Here is a 19,593-nt window from a genome sequence, read left to right on the forward strand (position 1 = left end):
TCTAATGGGTAAAGACAAGGTGATGTCGCCCTTTAATCGATTTCAATCAATTGACCTGCCCCCCTTAACCGCGTCCAGAACTTGATATACTAATCAGGATTCTGCACCAATTGAGGAGGAGGCAGCATGCCCACCATACCTCATTCATCCGAACAAATCATTTTAAAATGCCGGGAAGCGGAGGTCCATCTCGCTCAGGGGATGACGATTCCCCTGATGTGAAAGAAACTGGGAATTCACCAGCAGACGTACTACAAGTGGTGTCGTGAATACGGCGGTTTGCGGATGGATCTGGCCAAACGTCTGAAAGAGTTGGAAAAGGAAAATGCCCGACTCAAAAAACTGCTGGCAGAGTCTGAACTGGATAAAGCCATTTTGCGGGAAGCTGCCTCGAGAAACTACTGAGCCCGTCGAAACGGAGTAAGGCGGTGAATTTCGTAAGAGATTCCCTGGGACATGATCAGGTCTCGGAACGCCGGGCCTGTCGTGTCCTGGGACAATACCGTTCCACGCAACGGAGGCAGCCTGTGGTTCCCTCAGATGAACCCCGGCTGGTTCGGGAGATCATCGATCTGGCGAGCCAGTATGGCCGTTATGGTTACCATCGCGTGGCCGAGTTACTGCGACGGCGAGGCTGGAAAGTGAATCACAAGCGAGTGGAACGGTTCTGGCGACAGGAAGGCCTGAAAGTACCACAAAAACAGCCGAAACGCCGGCGACTGTGGTTCAATGACGGCTCCTGTGTCCGGCTACGTCCCCGGTATCGCGATCATGTCTGGAACTACGATTTTGTGCATTGTCGCACACACGATGGCCGGGCCTTCCGGATGCTGACCGTACTTGATGAATATATCAGGGAGTGCCTGTGCATTGATTTGGAAAGGAGGTTGAACAGCGAAAGTGTTCTGGGGCGTCTGAGTGACCTGTTTGTGCGTCGTGGAGTCCCGGACCATATTCGCAGTGATAATGGCCCAGAGTTCACGGCTGAGCGTGTTCGTGACTGGCTCCGCAGGGTAGAAGTGAAGACCTTGTTCATTGAACCAGGCAGTCCCTGGGAAAACGGTTACATCGAATCGTTGAACGGAAAACTGAGAGATGAATTGCTCAACGGTGAAATCTTCGATACGTTATGGGAAGCCAAAGTACTGATTGAACGCTGGAGGAAAGATTACAACTCCATCAGACCGCACAGTTCACTGGGCTGCAGAGCCCCGGTACCGGAAGCGAAGCTGTTCTGCTCGCCTGCTTCCGCTCCGCTCCAACAGGCGAGCAGAACAGCCATGAAAACAACAGAACACTAAGTCGCATGACTGGTGTCATTCGTGGGGGCACGTCAGGGAACGTCCTGTAAACCGACGGCAGTCTGCAAGGAAGATTACAAAAGGCAACTTCCACACAGTTTACAGGGATACATTACGTCGGCAAAATTTGTAAGTTGCTGTGAGTTTCCGCTCGGGCTATGTTCTCATTTCAACTGCACAGCGAAATTACCCAATCCAACCTTCATAAGACTTCATACAAGTTTTTTAAGAAGGTCAGTACTAACATGAATCAATGCCGGATTAGATCGATGTGATGCGAAAACTTTAAACGATCGTTATTTAGCAGATCCGGGAATCTAAATGAGGCTTCCGGTGAGTATCTGGGGAGTCGACTCGTCAATTTTATACATCGATCTTTAAAACTGATGTAAGTTGGAGACGTTCCTTCGCCTTTGTGTTTTGTCGAACTGCTGTGCGCTAGGTTTGACGCTTGGGAAACATAACAACCAAGATCTCGGAGCGACTCTCGTTATTCTACGATTTCTGCGAACCACGCTTCTGCTTGGCCTTGATCATCCACACGAATGACGATCGGCATGTTTGTGCGCGACACCCATTCTGCATACAGCGGATTAATCGCATGAATACGTGCTTCTTCAGCGAAAGGCAAATTCAGTGATGGAAAGTCTGACGGGCGGTTAGGGATTTTTAGGTGCTTTGGTTCCTCGGTGAAGTTTCCGATAACAGCCTTACCACCATCAATCATGACACCGTAATATCGCGGCATTATTTCAACTCTTCGTCAAGTGGTTCATTCATTGTCAATATACCAAGCATGCACCATACCATTGTCATCTACTCGACACAAGATGCGGTTTGAATCATGGCGAACGATAGCAAAGTTACCAAGATAATGCCCTAGATTCTCGCGGTGATAGTCGACATTCGGAGTGATCTGCAGTCCGAAGTCAGCTGGCCGATCCGGTGTTGGGATCGGAGGCTGACCACCGTGTGACGTGACCATGATGTCGCGAATAGATAAACCGTGAATCACATAATATCGCATTGAATTTGTTCCTTTGTTTGGCAGATAGGTTCTGCCATCCATTGTGTGTTCCAAGTAACAGGGGAATTGAGTTGTGCAGAAACGAAGCAAATATGTCAGATTTCATTGGTGATGTGCAAGCTGACACCTTCACTTGACGGCTTACATCGACTCGATAGTCGCCTACATCTCCGACGTGCGCTCCACCGTGTTCAACGGCATCTATAACGTAATCGGTAACTGCATCTCCAAATTTATTTCGTACAGGTCGGAGTGGATCACGTTCAGGGGCGGGGGAAGCAGGCGATGGGCGGTTCTCAAAACGGTAGCGAAATTTTCCCCAGGAAAAAGATCGCTGTAGCCTAAAGGTTCGTCACGTGGCATAATTGAACCCTTCTCTTAGTTTATATGCTTTTGAATGTTTATACCCGACGAAAGCGATGAAAAAACTAAAATGCCATCTAATAGCGGGTTCGTTGGTGCAGAATAGGAATCAGTGGCTAATGTTAAGTGTGCTAGCGTTTTCTTAGGTCTTGTACTTGATCGTTTGGTTAGACGTTATGTTTTTATACATAACTAATCAGCACCAGGGTGGGTATAAATATGTTTAACTGTGAGTGGGCCGTCAAGCGAAATTTTAGTAATTTACAATGAACAAAGAATTTGATTGAATAGCTCAAGTTGAGTAAGTGGAATTCTGGAAGCCCCAAAACTCATTGAATAGGTACGACAGCAGTTGAGGACGATACAATATGACTACCTCAAAGGGGGCACGTCCTAAGAATCTAGTTATAATAATAATGAATGACAGAATTCCATGTAGTCAGCAAGTAGCTCGTAAATAATTAGATTTTTATCTCCAATCCACAACAAGGGAGAATAAAAAAATTCAAATGATTCAAATTCACCAAAAAAGGAAGTTACTCCGGGATGAATCAAGGTGTTAGGGTGTGCACTCTCTAATATTGAGTTTGTAACTATCGCATAAGCAGGACCAATGCTCAGTATATAAAACATTAAAAAAATCAGGATTACATAACTTAGAAATCGGATGATTTTTCTCTGCTCTTTCTTGATAATTTTACCAGCTTTACTTGTATCAGTGATTTGGAATTCAAATAGGATTTGTATCTGCATTTGAAGCGCATCTATTACTGTATTCGTTTGCATCGGCAGCCGCTTTAAGAGTTTACTTCTCGGCACTGCATAGCCTGGTCGATCCAACATTTTATATTTACAACCTTTGTCATATTATACGTCTTGTTTACCGATCGATTCACCTCTATGAGCATAACCTCTCTCCTTCTTGTTCTCATCTAAAAATGTATCTTCTTCAACTTTTTGGACTCGCATGTTTTGTAGGTTTCCCACCAGTTTTTGAAAGGTAAGACCAAGGGGTTTTTCCTATAAGACTAGGCTTACCATTTGCTAATTTGAACCTAAGAACCCTTGAGCGATATGCAGCCTTTTTTAAACTGCCTGTAAGAACAACAACTGCAATTTCCTTTAATCATACCTTGGGACTGAGACACCAGTTTGCCCAGAATACGTATTGCAGAAATAATCCCTGCGGATAGAATTTGTGTATTCGTCATCAGCAATCAAAAAGTAGTCGCCATCAGGAATCATAATTGCAACCTCCAGATTATTTGTAACCGTTTCAGGAAATACACGGTCTATCAACGGGCATCGAAAGATATGCCTTTGAGAGTCATGAGTAACTGAATCACGGTCGGTTCAGCGTCGGCGGGTGTAATGGGCTTCGGGGTGTTGCTTCAGCCATTGGTCCGGCAGCAGTTCTTCCAGACGATCGGTGGCGTGATCGGTGATTCGACTCAAGACATCACGCAGATAGGCAAACGGCTCTACCTCGTTTGCTTTGCAACTGGCCATTAGACTGTAATGCACTGCGGCCGCTTGGCCGCCCCGGTCACTGCCGACGAACAGATAATTCTTCCGGCCAATAGCACAGGGACGCAAGGTGCGTTCGGCCAGGTTGTTGTCAATCGACAGAATGCCCTCCGTACAATACAGCGTAAACCCGGACCAGCGGCTTAACAGATATTGAATCGCGACTGCCACCGGGCTTTTCGGTAACAGACTGCGCGGTTTCCGTCAACCAGTCGCAAAACTTTTCCAAAATCGGTAACGCCTTGTCCTGTCGCAACTGTCGGCGGTGTTGCCACCAGCGTTCGCGGTCCGCCGACTGTTCCATATCCGACTTCAACTCGCCGGCTTCCCGTTCAATCGCGTATAACTACTGGATAAACGATAATGCCCGGTGAGCGGCTTCCGGCTACACGGTCCGCGCATCGTAAGACTTGCGTCGCGCATGCGCCCAGCACAAAACCTGGTGAATCCTGCCTGACCGGTACAGTTCTTCGTAGCCGGCATACGCGTCTGCCTGCAGATAACCGCGAAAGTGCTCTAAAAAGGCCTGAGGACCGGCACGTTCCCGGTTTGGGGTAAAATCATAGACGGAATACGGATGCCCGGGATCGCCACAGTAAACCCAGAACCTACTTGATCGGTTGCGATATGAAAGCACACCCTCATAAGATGGTCTATCAGGCTATGGGGTGGGATAAACAATTAACCGAATGGCAGCAAGCGAACTGTACAGTTTAGAAGAACCACATGAAACCACTTGGGATTTATTGAAAAATACTTTTAGTTGGACAAGTGGGGTAAGGACAACGTAGAATTATTTGGTGACTGAGAAGTCCTCAATTTCGTATGATTTAGCGAGAGAAATTTATCTGTCGGAGGTCTACTGAATGGTGAGATAAGATGGGGCGATGATTGTGTGAACTGAGTTGTTAAATCGGGTGAAACTGCAAAGCATAGCGTAACAACACTACCCGAATAAACTCAATGTTATCTGAAATCCTTAATTTTCTCTGAGAACTATCCGTATGTAAACTTTTTTGACTTGTCCTATTATTTTGTCCGAAGCCGTTAACTTAGTAGCCATTTACCGCTTTTCTGCCGTTCGCTCTTAAGGAATCTGTGCGTGACCGGCGAGGAGCAAACAAAGGAAGATGCGGTGTGCTCCTCTTAAGAGGCTTTTCTTGGCTTTGACAAGCCACGTTTGGTCGGTTTCTTATCGCCAGAGGACGTGTCTAAATCCCGTACTTCGCTGGGGGAGCAGCAAGGGGCAATATTGTGATGTAAGTTAAGGGCTTATTTTGCAATCAATTGAACCTATTTCAGCACATTCCGCTGGTATGCTTGAATAGACGCATAAGACTGGCTCTACTAACAGCATATAATCGTTTGGGTAGGCTGAGAAAACACCAATATAGAGGGCGAGTTGGTGGCATTATCTGCACGTGTCGATAATTTATGATGCCAATCGCGCTGTGATCCAGCAGAGCGATATCACGCAGCGTGTGACCGAATTTACTCCAGATGGATCTGTTTGTTCGGTGAAGGATGACGTTCGGCGATGAAGGGAAGCTAGACAATGTGCAACTCGAAAAATCATTCCCCTGGCTGTACCTGCGGTTTTGGCGGTTACGGCCATCGAGGAAGGCGAGTGTCTTCGCCTGGCAGTGCGAATGCTACTTACAGCTATACACCGTCATCAGTACAGACCAAACCACACAAAGAGCTATTTCTTGAACGGTTTCCTGAATTCACCAAGACACGACGAGTTGCGGCATGCTTCGTCAGGCCGAATGCAACTTGTCCCGTCTGTGGCGAACGAGTATTTTACTACCAAAACGATAATGGCAGTCGAGTTTTCTTCGATGAACTTGGACCTCCTTGGCCAAAGCATCCGTGCACGGAAACGGGAATTATTTTGGCCCCTGGAACTCAGTTGGACCTGACTTTTAGCATTCGCAGTCAAGCAGTGGTAACGGAGATCCTAACGTGGCAGAAGCATTATCGTGCCGAATTTGAATCTGAGTTCACGACGAAGTATGGGACCAAGCCGTGGCAACTCGCCGTCATAACCAAGCGGATGAAAGCGCAAAAACAGGTCTTCACCATTGCCAAGCTGCTGAAGCAAGGGCGTGTGACGAAAGTCTACTTCTCGTGTAAGGCCCTGCCGAAGTGCTGTAAGAGTGGGTTTCTCATCGCAATTGGCAAGCGGAAAATCAGTTTCATCGATACAGTGACGCTGGCTCCCATTGAGATCACGATCAATCGTTATCGCGGCGCTAAGCCTTTTTTGGATGCAATGGAAGACACGGAGATCTTGCCATAGTCTAAGAGAAATGATGCTGAGCCAGGCGATTCTGAGTTAGGGGCGTTCGGCCTCAAGGTAGATTCCGCCTCGCGACGGACTTTGTAAGCATGCTTTGTCAATATAAGCCGCAAAGCGTAAACTGATCGTTTTGCTGCAATATCAAATAGAAGTTAATTATGAAATTGATCTACCTTGACCATTGTTCTACGACTCCCATTGATCCGAGTGTGCTGGATGCAATGCTTCCTTTTATGCGCGAGTCCTTTGGTAATCCTGGAACACCACATCCCTTAGTTGGTGGAGTTGTCCAGCGAGCTGTTCGTGATGCCCGTGAAGCTGTGTCTGCTCTGATCAATTGCAGACCGAACGAGCTGATTTGGACGAGTGGAACAACGGAATCAAACAATCTTGCGATTCTTGGTCTGGCAGAGAAGACCCCTCTGAATAAAAGGCATATCGTCACCCAAGTGACTGAGCATTCTGCTGTTTTGGAACCATGCCAATATTTGAAGTCGAAAGGATGGCAGGTAACCTATCTACCTGTCGATCAGTTTGGACAGATTGATGCTCATCAGCTTGAAGACGTTCTCACGAATTCCACATCGCTTGTATCGATCATGTGGGGAAACAATGAAATTGGCACGATCCAGCCTATCGCGGAAATCGCGAGAATATGCGCCGAGCGCGGCATTGTGTTTCACTGCGATGCGACACAGGCAGTCGGAAAGGTATCGGTAGACCTAGAAAGTGTTCCCGTTTCGATATTGACTTTTTCAGCCCACAAACTTTACGGGCCAAAGGGTGTTGGAGCCTTATTTATTCGTGATTTAAACAAAAAGCAATTGATCGCACCACGCCAATTTGGTGGTGGACAAGAGAAATCGTTACGTGCTGGAACCTTGAATGTCCCTTGCGTTGTTGGCATGGGAGCCGCGTGCTCACTTGCAGTCGAAAACTACTGTCGGTGGAGCGAAGACACGGCAAAACTGCGGGATTACTTTGAGGCCATACTTCTTGATCGCTTGACACAAATCTCGCTCAATGGCCAACCTACCAATCGATTGCCACACATTAGCAACATTGCTTTTCATGGCGCCGATAACGAAGGAATGCTGACAATGCTGCCCGAGCTGGTTGCCAGCACGGGATCGGCATGTCATGTCGCGGATTTCGCTCCCAGCCATGTGTTAGCGAGTTTGGCGAAGGTTCCTGACGTTACTGAGTGTTCCCTGCGATTCGGATTCGGGAAGGGAAACACCAAACAGGAAGTACTCATCGCAGCTGATGCAGTCTTCAACGCCGTCACGCGATATCGTGCAGAGTAAAGCCATTCTATTTTGTCACACGACCAGGTGCTCACGGTGCATCTGCAAGTATTGTTCGGTGTCGATAGTCGGCTTGGTTCGAAATCGCAAATCGCTTGCGATACCAAGAAAAGTCCATTCATGTTCCGGCAACTGAGTGCTCAGTATGATTCTTCCGTCAGTGTCAAACGAAATCAAATAAGAATCAAATAAGAATCAAATAAGAATCAAATAAGAATCAAATAAGAATCAAATAAGGCATCAAGTGTTGCCACAAGTGGCAATCCATTATTTGGGTCAATGCGTTCGTCATCACTGCAATCTCGCCAAGGCTTTATATGCGATGCCCTAACAGCGAAGGTTGTACCAGTCACCGCACATCGGTCGTTCCATAACGCAAGAACTCCTTTGCGGAACTGTCCCTGTCCGACGCGGGCAAGGATCAACTGCTCTTTCGTTGTTGATGTTGGTTCGCCTTGCAGTATCCCACGAACGTCGCCTTCAAATTCAACAGATAGTTGAGAATCGCCAGTTTGTTCTTCACTCGTGTCCAGCCATTCAATCAGTCCGTATGTGGCAGGGGCAGCCCGATAAAATCGTTTCCCTAGACTTGAATGAACGATGTCGACGTTGTTTGATCTTCGACTGAGTTCGATTGCAAGTGCTTTCTCAGGGGTTTGTGCCCCGAACTCGTAGTATCCTTTATCTTCTATGTGGCTATGTAGCATTGATACATGAGTAGGTACGCCTCGTTCCTTCAGAGCTTTTTCAGCAGCCTCATGAATAAACATTTATGCCTCACAGTTGGCAGATCAAGCAGCCATCTTCACGCCCGGGGTCGTCTTCAAACTCAACATCCGTGAGAATCTGAATAAGCTTTGGCGATTTTCGCTTCTTGCTCTTCTTCTCCTCCCATTGTCGTTCGATCTCAGCCATTCGCTCAGGCCTTTCAAGTGCTTCGAGCGTTTCATCGCCACACCAGTAGAACGCGTTACCATCTTCGTTGTACTTCAACTGGTCAAACTCGTAGGCCTTTGCTTGCTCGAACAAATCCGGATAGGTCTGCTTCAGTCGCACCCATTCGATCTTCTGTTGATAGAAGCAGAAGAAACAACCCGATCGCGTCCTTCCCCAATCTGTATACTTCGGCAATCCCAAACCGGACTCTTCCAAGATGCGCATCACATCCTCGTATACAAGGCCGTCTTCACGGAACGGATACACCGTTTCGATGTTCGGCTTCGCGCTAATGTATCCTGAGCGACTTTCGTCCGCCCGCAGACCGATGTAATTAACGACAGGATCGTCGCCAATCCATTTCTCAAAGGGCTTCAGTTTGAGGTTCTTAGTACACCATCGTCGCATATTCGACGGGATCATCCCTCGGTAGACCTTTAACCAGTGGTCGAAGCCACGATTCGAATTGCTCTTGAGTATCGGCTTACCAAGAATCGCTTCCAATCGGTCAAGATACTCGTAAGTTTCATCCAATTCTTTGAACGTGTCGTGGAAAATGTACTCCATCTCCGGCACGCGATCTCGCATATAAATTGCGAGCGCTGCACTGTCTTTTCCGCCGGAAAGACTTAGGATGTGTCTTTTCTTATCCATGTGCTATTTCTCGCTTATAGAAAGTACAACTGAAATTTTCTTTAATTTGTCGCGGTGAGTAGGCTCCCCCAGCGACACGCCAAATTGTTGAACTTCGCTGGTCACGTTATCTTCCAACACCTTCAACTTCGTGATGTTACTTCTCGTGGAGTCAGTCACGACAATTTTGTCTGGTACAACGATTGGCAACTTGTGCAATTTGAAGAATCGCGTCTTAATTCCGTCGTGTGCTGCTGCCACCTCCGACGTTTCTAGCACAACCTTCCTGAGTAGTGATAGGGAATCATACTTGATTACCGCAACACGGCTCTGGCGTGAATGAAATGCGATAGCTTCAATTTTGGAATCTTCTCCGATCGGAAACAAGTCGCCGTTGATATTTGCAAACAGCTTGATTGCCACTTCACGATGCAAAGGCGGCTGCACTTCTAACCCAACCCGGCTGTGCTGTGCGAAACACGCCTGTTGCAATTCAATAGCTCTGGACATTTGAAGGCGGGATTCGTGCCGGTATCCGCGATCTTGAAGTACGCGTCGAATGGCACCATGGGGGATAGAAATCATCTGATTGGGGAACCAATCAACTGCTTTCCATTCAGAGTCGATCCGCAGTAGTCCAGTGGTAAGCTGGCTTCTTGGCGATTGAGTCGGTTCGCGAAACGAACCCGGCACAAGCAGAATTGAATCTAGCCTGTCTCGTGTGCGTGCGTCCCGCTCTTTTACCTTCCGTGCTTTCCATACATGTTCAGGAACGAATTGTAGGTCACAAGACGCATTCACAACTGCGAAAGCGATGCTGTCTGTGCTGTGAAAGAAAAGGTCACCCAACTGAACGAAAGGGAGATCGCGATCATCGATGGCTTCCATTCTAAGTGTTTGAAGGACATTTTCGTATCCATCCTGTGAATCGGAGTCATTCATCAACATCTCCGGGAGCGCTTTCTTTTTCCCACGGATGTGATCCCCAAGCATTTGTAATAGGCTCCACCAGTGATGCAGCATATAATTCCCTCAATGAGTCTGACGGATTCGAGGCAACTGGAAGAAACTCGGTAAATCTCAACTGATCCAATCTTTTCAGGCTTCCAGCAACAGCGACTGTGGTAAACACTTGATCAACAAGGTAAGCACCAAAGAGCCGTCGAATGTAATCGCCAAGTGGATGTCCCTCATCCACCAATGTTAATTCACAAAGAATTGCGTAGTCCTGTAATGGCAAAGTGCGAAGAACATTCATGAATCGTCGAACGGCCTGCCCTTGTACCAATTCTTCCTTTATCTCACTCAGCTCCAACTCCTTTATATTACCGCCAAGAGTAGTTTCTAATGCATCAACAAGTTCGTGAATAGTATGGCACACGTCTGAATTGTCAGGAACAAAAAGCAATGTGCGATAGACAGTCTCAGCATCGATAAGTCTGTGCTTGGGCAAGTACCTGAAAAATCCTCGCAGAAGCTTCGTCTCCCGCCGGAAATTTTCTTCATCTTGTTCCACATCTGGCTTATCTGACATGAGAACAATAAATGCGCGGTGTGATTTGTAGATATCACGTGCAACTTCCTGTGATTCTTTCTTGCCCCTCTTGAGATCGTAGTCCAAGAACACCACGCTTAGGCCATCCACACCTTCCAATGCTTCTTTCGATGCGAATGTTTCGACCTTTACTCGCGGAAATAGTTTGATTCCTTCAATGATAGCGTTCAGGTCACTCCGCCGTCGGTTGAAGTCAGCGAAAACATTACTAATCTCCTGAGAAATTGCTTTGAACTGGTCTTGAGAATCAAATAGTGCAGCGACTTGCTCATCTGAGATGGAATTTGGGTCTTGAGTAACAATTCCTGTCGTGGTGAGGAGCAAGTCGGTTAACTCTTGCTCGTCGGTAACTTCACACAGTGCTTGAAGGTCGCTGAACAGACCACACAAATCATCATAGCAGTAGTCGAACGTGGCACGGCGATCGCGTAGTTTCTCCCCAGTTGCACTCGATACGAGGTAGTCGATGTGTCCACTGAACCTGACATCCTTTGTGCCGTTCTTGCGCTCCACTAACTCAAACTGAGTCTCAAGGATCCCGTGAGATCTCTCCGTTAATATCTCGTTCATTCGGGGAACAGGCACTCGTTGCCCGTTGAACTTTAGTGTTACAGAGATTCGTCGGCTACTTATGAAGGGATCGAGGAGCCTCGCGATATCATCATTGGCGATTTCGGCCAACTTGGAGTAGGACCAGTTTTCGTGTAGGCGCGAAATCCAGATCATCGTCCCCCGTTTTTCCCCAGCACCGATTTTTTCTCCTTTTTTAGGTTCAACATCAACATCTTCGATTAGCTGTCCAAGTTCATCACCAAAGTCATCCCAATTAATTTCAAGCACATTCCAATACTGGTCTGCTTCAGAAGCGGTACGCACCCAGAGGTGTTTTCCCAACCGCATTGTCGACAGACGACCAATTCCCTTTTCTCCGAGAATTGTCTTGTTTGAATTGAGTCGTTCGAGTTTTCGATGCGGGGTTCCAACGGTCAGATAATTGGTATCTAGATCTTCAAGTGACATGCCGTGGCCGAAATCGGTGAAACTAATCGAGTTCGCGTCCAGCAATAGCGATGCAAGTTCATCCAGATCGCAGGTGGCTTCGACATCACCAAGCCATTCCACGATGCCTTTAGCTGTCGGTTCCGCATTCTCGCGGATCAGGTTCTTCGTCCGCGTCAATGTCTCAGCAGCGACGTCACGTCCTTTATCGCGGCGTTGGACGTCAGGCGAATCTGTTTCTCCAACATTGGAGATTTGATCCAAAATCGATTCAACAGTCTCAACTGGGAGGCGACTAACAACATCGACAAGAACTCTCTTGGAGCCAGCATCGAAAGCGTTTTTGATCAACTCGTAAAACGCAATCCCATCGGAGCTGATTAGCTCACCCCCGAGTTGCAGAATCGTCCGGGCTGTCACTTTGAATGGCATGTCTAACTCTTAACCCCTAGAACTGAGGGTAGATGTGTCAATATGACTTGCGACGCTACAGCGACTGCTAAACTGGGATTCTCTTCAAATAGGCGTTCCATTTTGTTTGTCAGTGCTGCTGCCTGTTTGTTATTAGGTATCTCTACGACGCAGCTCGCCTCCTCACCGCTTACCTGCAGAATGCCGATGCGCATTGACTGACGATTTGGGGTCACCGAATCTTGGACAACCAGACGCCTTGGTTGATCTTCCTTGAGTTGCTTGGCATTGCTGAATCAACTAATCGCAATGGTCAACTGCTGGATGAGAAAGGCAAGTTCTATCCGTTAGTATTCCAGCCGTATCGGAGAATGATGCTGCGGAACATCCTGTACAACAATCAGATCATGCCCTACATCCTTGACAAATTTCCGGATGACAGTCGCGCTTGGCGAGAGTGGGAAACATGGATGAAGGAGAATGCTCGCGGGATCGTCGAACGTGACTTTAGTTACATCGCAAAGCGATTTACAAGTTTTGAGGAGTTTACGAAACTGATCGCGATGCTCCGTTCGGCGACCGTCGAAAGTGAATCAAATCGGCGGTGGTCCTCGAGATTTCTCTTTCCATTTGGTGAAGAATGCCTTTACGAAGATGTCCGAGTCACAAACAAGGGAACCCCATCTCGTGAGTACATCAATTTTGGCCGTACTGGTGAATTGCTCTACCTGATGCTCTGCAGATCGACGTCAGCCGATCAACTGAAGCCACACCTTGCCGGCGTAGTCACAAGTAAGAATCCTTGGAATGCCTTAGTCGCACAACTCCAGCATGGCAAGCACGATTATACTGATCCAAAAGGAAGGAGTTTTCTGCCATACAAGGCGCACTCTGCATTCGATCTTCTGGGCGAAGATATATTGCATGTGTTTGATCTGAAGTTACCACGTTTCGATGCCTACCCACATATCACGTTGCTGTCAGCACTTCACATAATGTTGTATCAGCTGACCGTTGCACATGAGGTTACAGGAACTGATCGCCCCATCATGGTCTGTGAAATCGTCGCTCCCCGCAAAACACTTGTGCGAGAGCTGTCAATTCAGAGCTTCCAGGCCAACAGTCAGCTTTCGGAACGTGCGATTACTGCGTTTATTGATGTAATCCCAAAATCGGATCAGTGGCAGAACGCCACAATGACTACTGATGCGTACCCCAGGTGCAAGGAATTGCTAAACCACGAAGTCGCTTGGCCCCGTGATGACAGCGATTACGCTGGCCCGCCAGACCCAGATTCGCTAATCAAAAGTCTTCGTCAGAGGGCAATGAACAAGCATCGTCAGAACGCAGGGAACGTTCATCGTTCGTATGGAAGATCAGTCGGACTCGTTTCCAAACGCGGCACTAATAAACTCCGATATGCACCGAACGATGCGTTTCTCAAGGCTCTAATTTTGGCGAACGTGCAAGATCGTCTGGAATTCAAAGCGTTCTTGCGGTTGCTATTTGACCGGTACGGAATCGTGATTGGCGAACGTGAAGCAGAAAGTGTGATGGAAGATACCGACTTCGACAAGAAGGTGTTTCAAGCGAACGCAATCCGATTGGAACAGCGACTTAGTAGCCTCGGAATGGTCAAGCGACTATCAGATGCCTGTGCTTACGTTCTTAATCCTTATGCGGAGGCGAGCCGATGACACCTGCCGAATTGATAGGGGATGTTTTCACTCGACACCTTGACTCAACAATCGAATATGTGAATGACGAAGGCACTGCTCGTTTGATGATCGACCACCTTTCGGCTCATCAGACAATTGAGATTGCGACAGCAGTATTGAATCACAATGTTTTGAAACACATTGTTGAGCTTAAAATCAACAAAGACTTTGTCGGAGAGACTGATCTCCCTAACGAAGTATTGACGACCGACCCAGCAACATACTTCCGAAATTACAAATGCTGTCAGCCGATTCTACTGGTCGCCAGTACCGGTGACGACGAGGACCAATCGCTAAAGGAGTTAGTCCGGATCGGTGCCGATGAATTGAAATCAAGCCCTGATCTTTGGATCGCTGCCGCGAGTGCTGGGTTGGCGATCTCTGATGATCACAAGCAATGGTGGGAAAAAGCAATCACCGGATTATTTGAATTGCGCGTCGTCGCGTTGGAGCGGCTTGCGGAATTCATCGTGCGCACCCGGCAACTAATCAATACCGAGGGGCTACCAATCGGAACGGCTTTAGGGCAAGCCTTACCAGCTCTGCGCTTTCCAAAAGATTCCACCTTCTTTGACAAAATTAGCGAAACCACTCGAACTCACAAGTCGGCATGGAATCGAGAATTTACACGAGTGTATCGCAAGAATGCCTGCTTCTTGGAAAAGCAGACTCCTTCGCAACTCTTACTTAACGAAGAGGATTTGGCAAAGTCGTTTGAAAAGGTGCGGGATGACATCGGCGAACACTTGCACCCGATCATCGAACGATTTATCGCAGCTCCAAGCGGCTGGAATCAAGAATCTGCTGCGTTAGCAAACTGTGAATGGGAGGACGTTCGGCCCCTGTTCGATGGACTTCGTCGAGTGAAGTTGAATTTGGGTGAGGAGACTAAGCAATTCTATGATGAACTCAGCCCCGATTTACTGAGTGAAGAAGACAACGATTACCTCGATCTACTTGCTAAACGCAAGAAACTTGGGGAATCAAACGAGGAAGACCAGGCTTTCTACGAATCACACCGAAACGAGATCAAGGACGAGCGTAAACTCCGATCCGCTTGGGACAAGTTCATTTACGGTCAAGCGAGAGAATGCACTGATTTCGTGGCTGGTTTGGCTGCAGGTATCGAATCCCTATTCAACCAAGCGTCGGAAGCTAAGAAGCGTACACTTTTGATTCGCTGTGACAGCGCGAACAAACGAGACTTGCGAGGCCTGAACATTCAAGCTGGTGAATACTTTGCAACCCGATACGCAGGACTGAAGTCGCTACTGGGCAGCAAGGTGAAATGGGATGTTAGCAAGTTATTTGAATTCCCGGACCTGATTAAAGAGTGGCGAGACAACAAGAAGATCAAACTAAACACGTCACAAGCCAAAAAGGCATTGCAACTCAAGTTCTTTCTGGAGGTCGAAACCGAGACGTCCGAAGGTGCAACCGATAAGTCATCTACTCAGCTCGTATGGTTTTATGATCCAAGTTCGGTCAGCAGTGAATTTGTGGCTGACTGGAAGCGGTTGGTGAAGCACCCGCTCGTTCGATGTCAAACTGGTCTCGATCCGATCAGCTCGAAGGGAATCTATCAGGCGGTCAGCTTATCCGATGTGCGTACTTTTCGACCTTCTTACGACCGAAACAAAGGCTCGTTCGTCGCAGCGTACAATAAAAAAGATGATCTTCAAATTTGTTGGCGCGACAATTTAGCGACGGTGAAATCCAACGGCTTAGTTTCTGACGCAGTCGCAGCAGACTTGGAACAGAAGTTTGACCTGTTTGTCGACGACTACGTCAAGGCAATACAGGGCTTTACCGAGTTGGGAGTCACGGGTGAGGCACTCATAAAGCAGCTTCGATCGTACGCGTCACTGCTGACATCGATCTACACCGACGCAAAAGGGGACAGCAATCGCCAACTACTTCTACGGCCATTATTGGAAATTGGTTCCGTTGCGATTGATACCGACGTTGCGACAGTCGTTGTCGCTCCGTGGCATCCACTGCGGATGGCTGCGATTGCTCGAAAGGCTCAGCTCGTTGGAGAAATCATCCAACGATTGTTGACGGAAAAACAAGTTGAGTTCGGTGACCAACGTCTTTACTTCAAGGAACTGATCCGCGAATTGGAACACCCCTTTTATCCGGAGGTTGTAATCGGATGGATAGAAAATGAAGCGCACTTGCTTTCGGTTACTGATACGGTAGGCGACTATAGCTTACACGAACCTCCGGTTCAGCAGAAGAAACGGATTGCGGCGACGAATGAGAATCCAGCGCCTGCCGCAGCACGAGTCATAGAACTGCTTAATCAGTACGTCAAGCTGCATCCGCATGAGCGGGCGAACTTGTCACTCGTTCTCTTCAACAGCGACTCATCAAAGCTGCCACAAGCCGTCGTAAACAAAATAGGTACTTTGCATGAAGATGACGAAGAGGTTCACTGCCAGATAATTCTGCGTCATACTGAATCCAAGAGACTACGACACCTGTATCAAGAGATAATCGAGTCAGCGGACGAGGACGTTGATTCTTACAGCCCCAGTGAAGCTACGCAAGATTTTCTGGCCAGGCTGAGGATTGGTATTCTCGTCGATCAGGCAGCCCCGCCCGATCCGAAAGATGGCTGCCCTTATGATGTATCGTTCTCACAAGATGTGATTGCTCGCCATGCCGAGCTTGACTGGTGTCTTGAAGCGTATAGCCCTGTTCCGCTCGATGAACTCATTCCACCACGTTGGTCACGTCGTCGTCCAGCAGCGAAAGACGATTTGAAATCCATTGTCTACTTGTGTTGTCCGGTGCAAAGCAAAGAAACTTGGGCGTTTCTTACCGCAGTGACCACTTTCAAGAAAGGGGACTGGGACGGAAATCCAGACGCTCGTCTGTTACCTGTCAGGCAACTTGACTTCAGCAACAGTCAGACTGCTCAAATCTTTGAAGAAACACATAACCTTGCAAACTGGGTTGTAAATTACGATGAACTACTTGATCGGCGACAGTTGCAAAACCAAAGCGTCCGCATCATCCGATACAAGCAATCCGCAACCCAGGGCCGTAACCTTGTGATTTCGTCCAAGGCTAGTTCTGGCTTGCTCAAGACGATGCTCAAGAGCCGTCTTCGCCAGTTGCTTTTAGACTTGAGTGACGAAGATTACGACAAACTAGCTGAGAAGCTGATTGACGATGCTAATGCGATCTCAGGCGATCTCGCTCTTCGAGCAGCAAAGCGAGGCCGAAGTGCTAACGAGTTGATCGGAGTCGTCTTGAGTCGATATTTGATTCGTCATGAGTTTACGGGAGAACGCTACTTCGGATGGTATTTCCTTGATGACTATGCCGAATGGCTTGGTCAACGCGAGGAACAAATTGCCGACCTCATGATAGTCAGCCCAGAAGAATCTGATGATGGTTTGCTAATTTCAATCGTGGTTTCTGAAGCCAAATTCATCAACGATTCTAGTCTGGCCTCGAAGAAAAAAGAGAGTCAAAAGCAATTACGTGACACTGTGCGACGAATCTACGAAGCGTTATTCGGTAACCCCAACCGTCTGGATCGTGAACTGTGGCTTGCAAGACTTTCTGATTTGGTTCTTGATGGCGTTCAGTTTTCCGCAGGACAATCTCCACAAGTCAGTGTGTGGAGGCACGCAATACGCGCCGGTGAATGCAAGATCATGTTACGAGGATACTCGCACATCTTCGTCCATTCTTCAGATTTCTCTGATACAAACTCATTCCCATTGGAGCAGGTTGAGAATTGCTATCAGGAGGTATTCGCCCGCAAAGAGCTTCGTGATTTAATTCTCACGTATTGGAACGATGATAATCCGACAGATGTGCGCAATCGTGAATTTGATTTTCCACCATCAGACGATGACCACAAATTCCTTCCGCCGACATCCGTCAAACGTAAGGTGGATACCATTTCGCGGCGGTCTAGTGCAGGCGACATCAGTGCCCATACACCAAAAAACGCACCTGATAAAATCGAAATGCCAGTTCGGACCAATGAAACTCTAGAAAACAACAGCTCCTTGGAAGTGACTGACAACGGGATCGCTGAAACTATTGTTGATCCAATAGATAGTTCTGATGGGACAATATGGGCTTTTAGTAGCCTAGAGTTAGTCGTCAATCGTCACGTTGAGGAACGTCAAGTTACCGAAGCAGATACAGAGTGGCTGAACCAAACTGTAAAACAAATGAAGACGGGGCTTCAACAGTTCAATTTGCAAGCCAAACTGAAGTCTGAAGCGATGACGCCGAATGCTGCGCTCTTAAAGTTTGAGGGTAGTTCTCACTTAACAATCGATCAGGTTGCCAAGCGTCAGTCAGAATTTATGACCACGCACGGACTGAATATCATTTCAATCCAGCCTGAGCCAGGAATTGTTTCAATCGCAATCGCACGTCCCCAGAGAGAAGTTGTCGACCTTGCTACGATTTGGAAGCAATGGACTCATGTAAAGTGCGATGGTAATCAGAATATCGCCATTGCAGTACAGGAGAACGATGGTTCAATCTTATTCCTTGACCCAAGTCAAAAGCACGCGCCGCACACGCTTATTGCTGGATCAACCGGTAGTGGTAAGTCGGTTTTGATGCAGAACATATTGCTGGGCATTGCTGCGACAAACACGCCGCAACAAGCCGAGATAGTGCTGATTGATCCGAAGCAAGGCGTCGATTACTTCCAATTTGAGGACTTACCACACCTCGGTGGCGGCGTGATTGTCAACGACCAAGAAGCAATTACCCGGCTACAAAAGCTCGTAGTCGAAATGGATTCTCGCTATCTGAGATTCAAAAACGCCCGCGCCAACAATATCACGTCTTACAACGCCAAAGTCGACGCTTCTGATCGGATGCCTACCATTTGGCTTATCCACGACGAATTCGCCGAATGGATGATGGTCGAAGAATATAAGGACGCAGTTTCAACGACGGTCCAGCGTCTAGGAGTCAAAGCCCGTGCCGCAGGCATCTACCTCATCTTTGCCGCCCAACGTCCCGATGCTAACGTGATGCCCATGCAGCTCAGAGCCAATCTCGGGAACCGCCTCATACTCCGCGTTGACAGCGATGGCACGTCCGAGATTGCTCTCGGAGTGAAAGGTGCTGAGAAACTACTCGGCAAAGGACACCTTCTCGCAAAACTTGAAGGCGAATCTAGTCTTATATATGCACAAGTCCCACTCGCATCGGATGATTTCTCAAATGCAATTATTGAAGCCACAATAAAACGATAAAAAACTGCATTATTTCAGTAACCAATTAATGAAGCGTTCTGGCCTACGAGTTCCTTCAACATTTATTATGATAGCAATAGTTATACAAGATGTTCAGTGGGAAGCATGTATTGCTGACTTTAATCAATTCTGGACAGACATTCATGGGTTAGAAAACAAGCTCAAACAATAGTGGTGCATGCTTCGAATGTGGCAAACAGACACCCAACTCCTCTGTAATGCCCTTGCATTTTGACGACACTACGATCTTTGGTCTTTTTGATAATGA

General features: G+C 47.6%; 13 protein-coding genes and 1 pseudogene. 5 read left to right on the top strand and 9 right to left on the bottom strand.

Annotation, left to right across the window (positions count from 1 at the left end):
* Positions 1-126 precede the first annotated feature (126 nt).
* Positions 127-1,301 (top strand): annotated as a pseudogene (locus tag F1728_RS19325) (IS3 family transposase).
* A 490-nt stretch (positions 1,302-1,791) separates the two neighbouring features.
* On the opposite strand, the gene F1728_RS19330 reads toward F1728_RS19325, so the two are convergent.
* The 5 genes from F1728_RS19330 to F1728_RS31745 form a co-directional block, all read right to left on the bottom strand.
* A complete protein-coding gene (locus F1728_RS19330) occupies positions 1,792-2,049 on the bottom strand; it encodes a hypothetical protein (RefSeq protein WP_145043818.1) in 258 nt (85 codons plus the stop codon).
* Positions 2,050-2,073: 24 nt separating this feature from the next.
* On the bottom strand, positions 2,074-2,328 hold the full coding sequence (locus F1728_RS19335) for a hypothetical protein (protein WP_145043816.1): 255 nt from the start codon (positions 2,326-2,328) through the stop codon (positions 2,074-2,076).
* A gap of 768 nt (positions 2,329-3,096) precedes the next feature.
* Positions 3,097-3,534 carry a hypothetical protein gene (locus F1728_RS19340; protein ID WP_145043814.1) on the bottom strand — a complete coding sequence of 146 codons (438 nt, stop codon included), beginning with the start codon at positions 3,532-3,534 and terminating at the stop codon, positions 3,097-3,099.
* A 510-nt stretch (positions 3,535-4,044) separates the two neighbouring features.
* Complete coding sequence (locus F1728_RS31740) at positions 4,045-4,407, bottom strand: IS66 family transposase (protein ID WP_145043812.1); 363 nt, start codon at positions 4,405-4,407, stop codon at positions 4,045-4,047.
* Positions 4,408-4,603: 196 nt separating this feature from the next.
* Positions 4,604-4,855, bottom strand: coding sequence for an IS66 family transposase (locus F1728_RS31745; RefSeq protein WP_145043810.1), 252 nt, complete (start codon positions 4,853-4,855; stop codon positions 4,604-4,606).
* Between the two features lie 990 nt (positions 4,856-5,845).
* Here F1728_RS31745 and F1728_RS19355 point away from each other — a divergent pair.
* Both F1728_RS19355 and F1728_RS19360 read left to right on the top strand, forming a co-directional pair.
* Positions 5,846-6,520, top strand: coding sequence for a hypothetical protein (locus F1728_RS19355; RefSeq protein WP_145043808.1), 675 nt, complete (start codon positions 5,846-5,848; stop codon positions 6,518-6,520).
* 158 nt (positions 6,521-6,678) lie between these two features.
* Complete coding sequence (locus tag F1728_RS19360) at positions 6,679-7,827, top strand: cysteine desulfurase family protein (protein WP_145043806.1); 1,149 nt, start codon at positions 6,679-6,681, stop codon at positions 7,825-7,827.
* A 206-nt stretch (positions 7,828-8,033) separates the two neighbouring features.
* Here F1728_RS19360 and F1728_RS19365 read toward each other — a convergent pair whose 3' ends face one another.
* From F1728_RS19365 to F1728_RS19380, 4 genes are read right to left on the bottom strand one after another with little or no spacing between them, the layout of a single operon-like run.
* A complete protein-coding gene (locus tag F1728_RS19365; protein WP_145043804.1) occupies positions 8,034-8,597 on the bottom strand; it encodes an HNH endonuclease in 564 nt (187 codons plus the stop codon).
* Between the two features lie 7 nt (positions 8,598-8,604).
* Positions 8,605-9,417, bottom strand: a complete 813-nt coding sequence (locus F1728_RS19370) for a phosphoadenosine phosphosulfate reductase family protein (RefSeq protein WP_145043802.1) — start codon at positions 9,415-9,417, stop codon at positions 8,605-8,607.
* Positions 9,418-9,420: 3 nt separating this feature from the next.
* Entirely contained in the window at positions 9,421-10,338 is a 918-nt protein-coding gene (locus F1728_RS31340; protein ID WP_194242445.1) for a hypothetical protein, read from the bottom strand.
* Positions 10,331-12,382 (bottom strand): ATP-binding protein, encoded by a 2,052-nt coding sequence (locus F1728_RS19380; protein ID WP_155365452.1) that lies wholly within the window; start codon positions 12,380-12,382, stop codon positions 10,331-10,333. The genes F1728_RS31340 and F1728_RS19380 overlap by 8 nt, the downstream gene beginning before the upstream one ends.
* 221 nt (positions 12,383-12,603) lie before the next feature.
* On the opposite strand from F1728_RS19380, the gene F1728_RS19385 reads away from it, so the two are divergent.
* Both F1728_RS19385 and F1728_RS31750 read left to right on the top strand, forming a co-directional pair.
* The gene (locus F1728_RS19385; protein ID WP_155365453.1) at positions 12,604-14,058 is read left to right on the top strand and encodes a hypothetical protein; all 1,455 of its coding nucleotides are present in this window, start codon (positions 12,604-12,606) and stop codon (positions 14,056-14,058) included.
* Positions 14,055-19,325, top strand: coding sequence for an FtsK/SpoIIIE domain-containing protein (locus tag F1728_RS31750; RefSeq protein WP_228030247.1), 5,271 nt, complete (start codon positions 14,055-14,057; stop codon positions 19,323-19,325). The genes F1728_RS19385 and F1728_RS31750 overlap by 4 nt, the downstream gene beginning before the upstream one ends.
* Positions 19,326-19,593: the final 268 nt, after the last annotated feature.

Origin of the sequence: Gimesia benthica (assembly GCF_009720525.1) — a bacterium.
GTDB lineage: Bacteria > Planctomycetota > Planctomycetia > Planctomycetales > Planctomycetaceae > Gimesia > Gimesia benthica.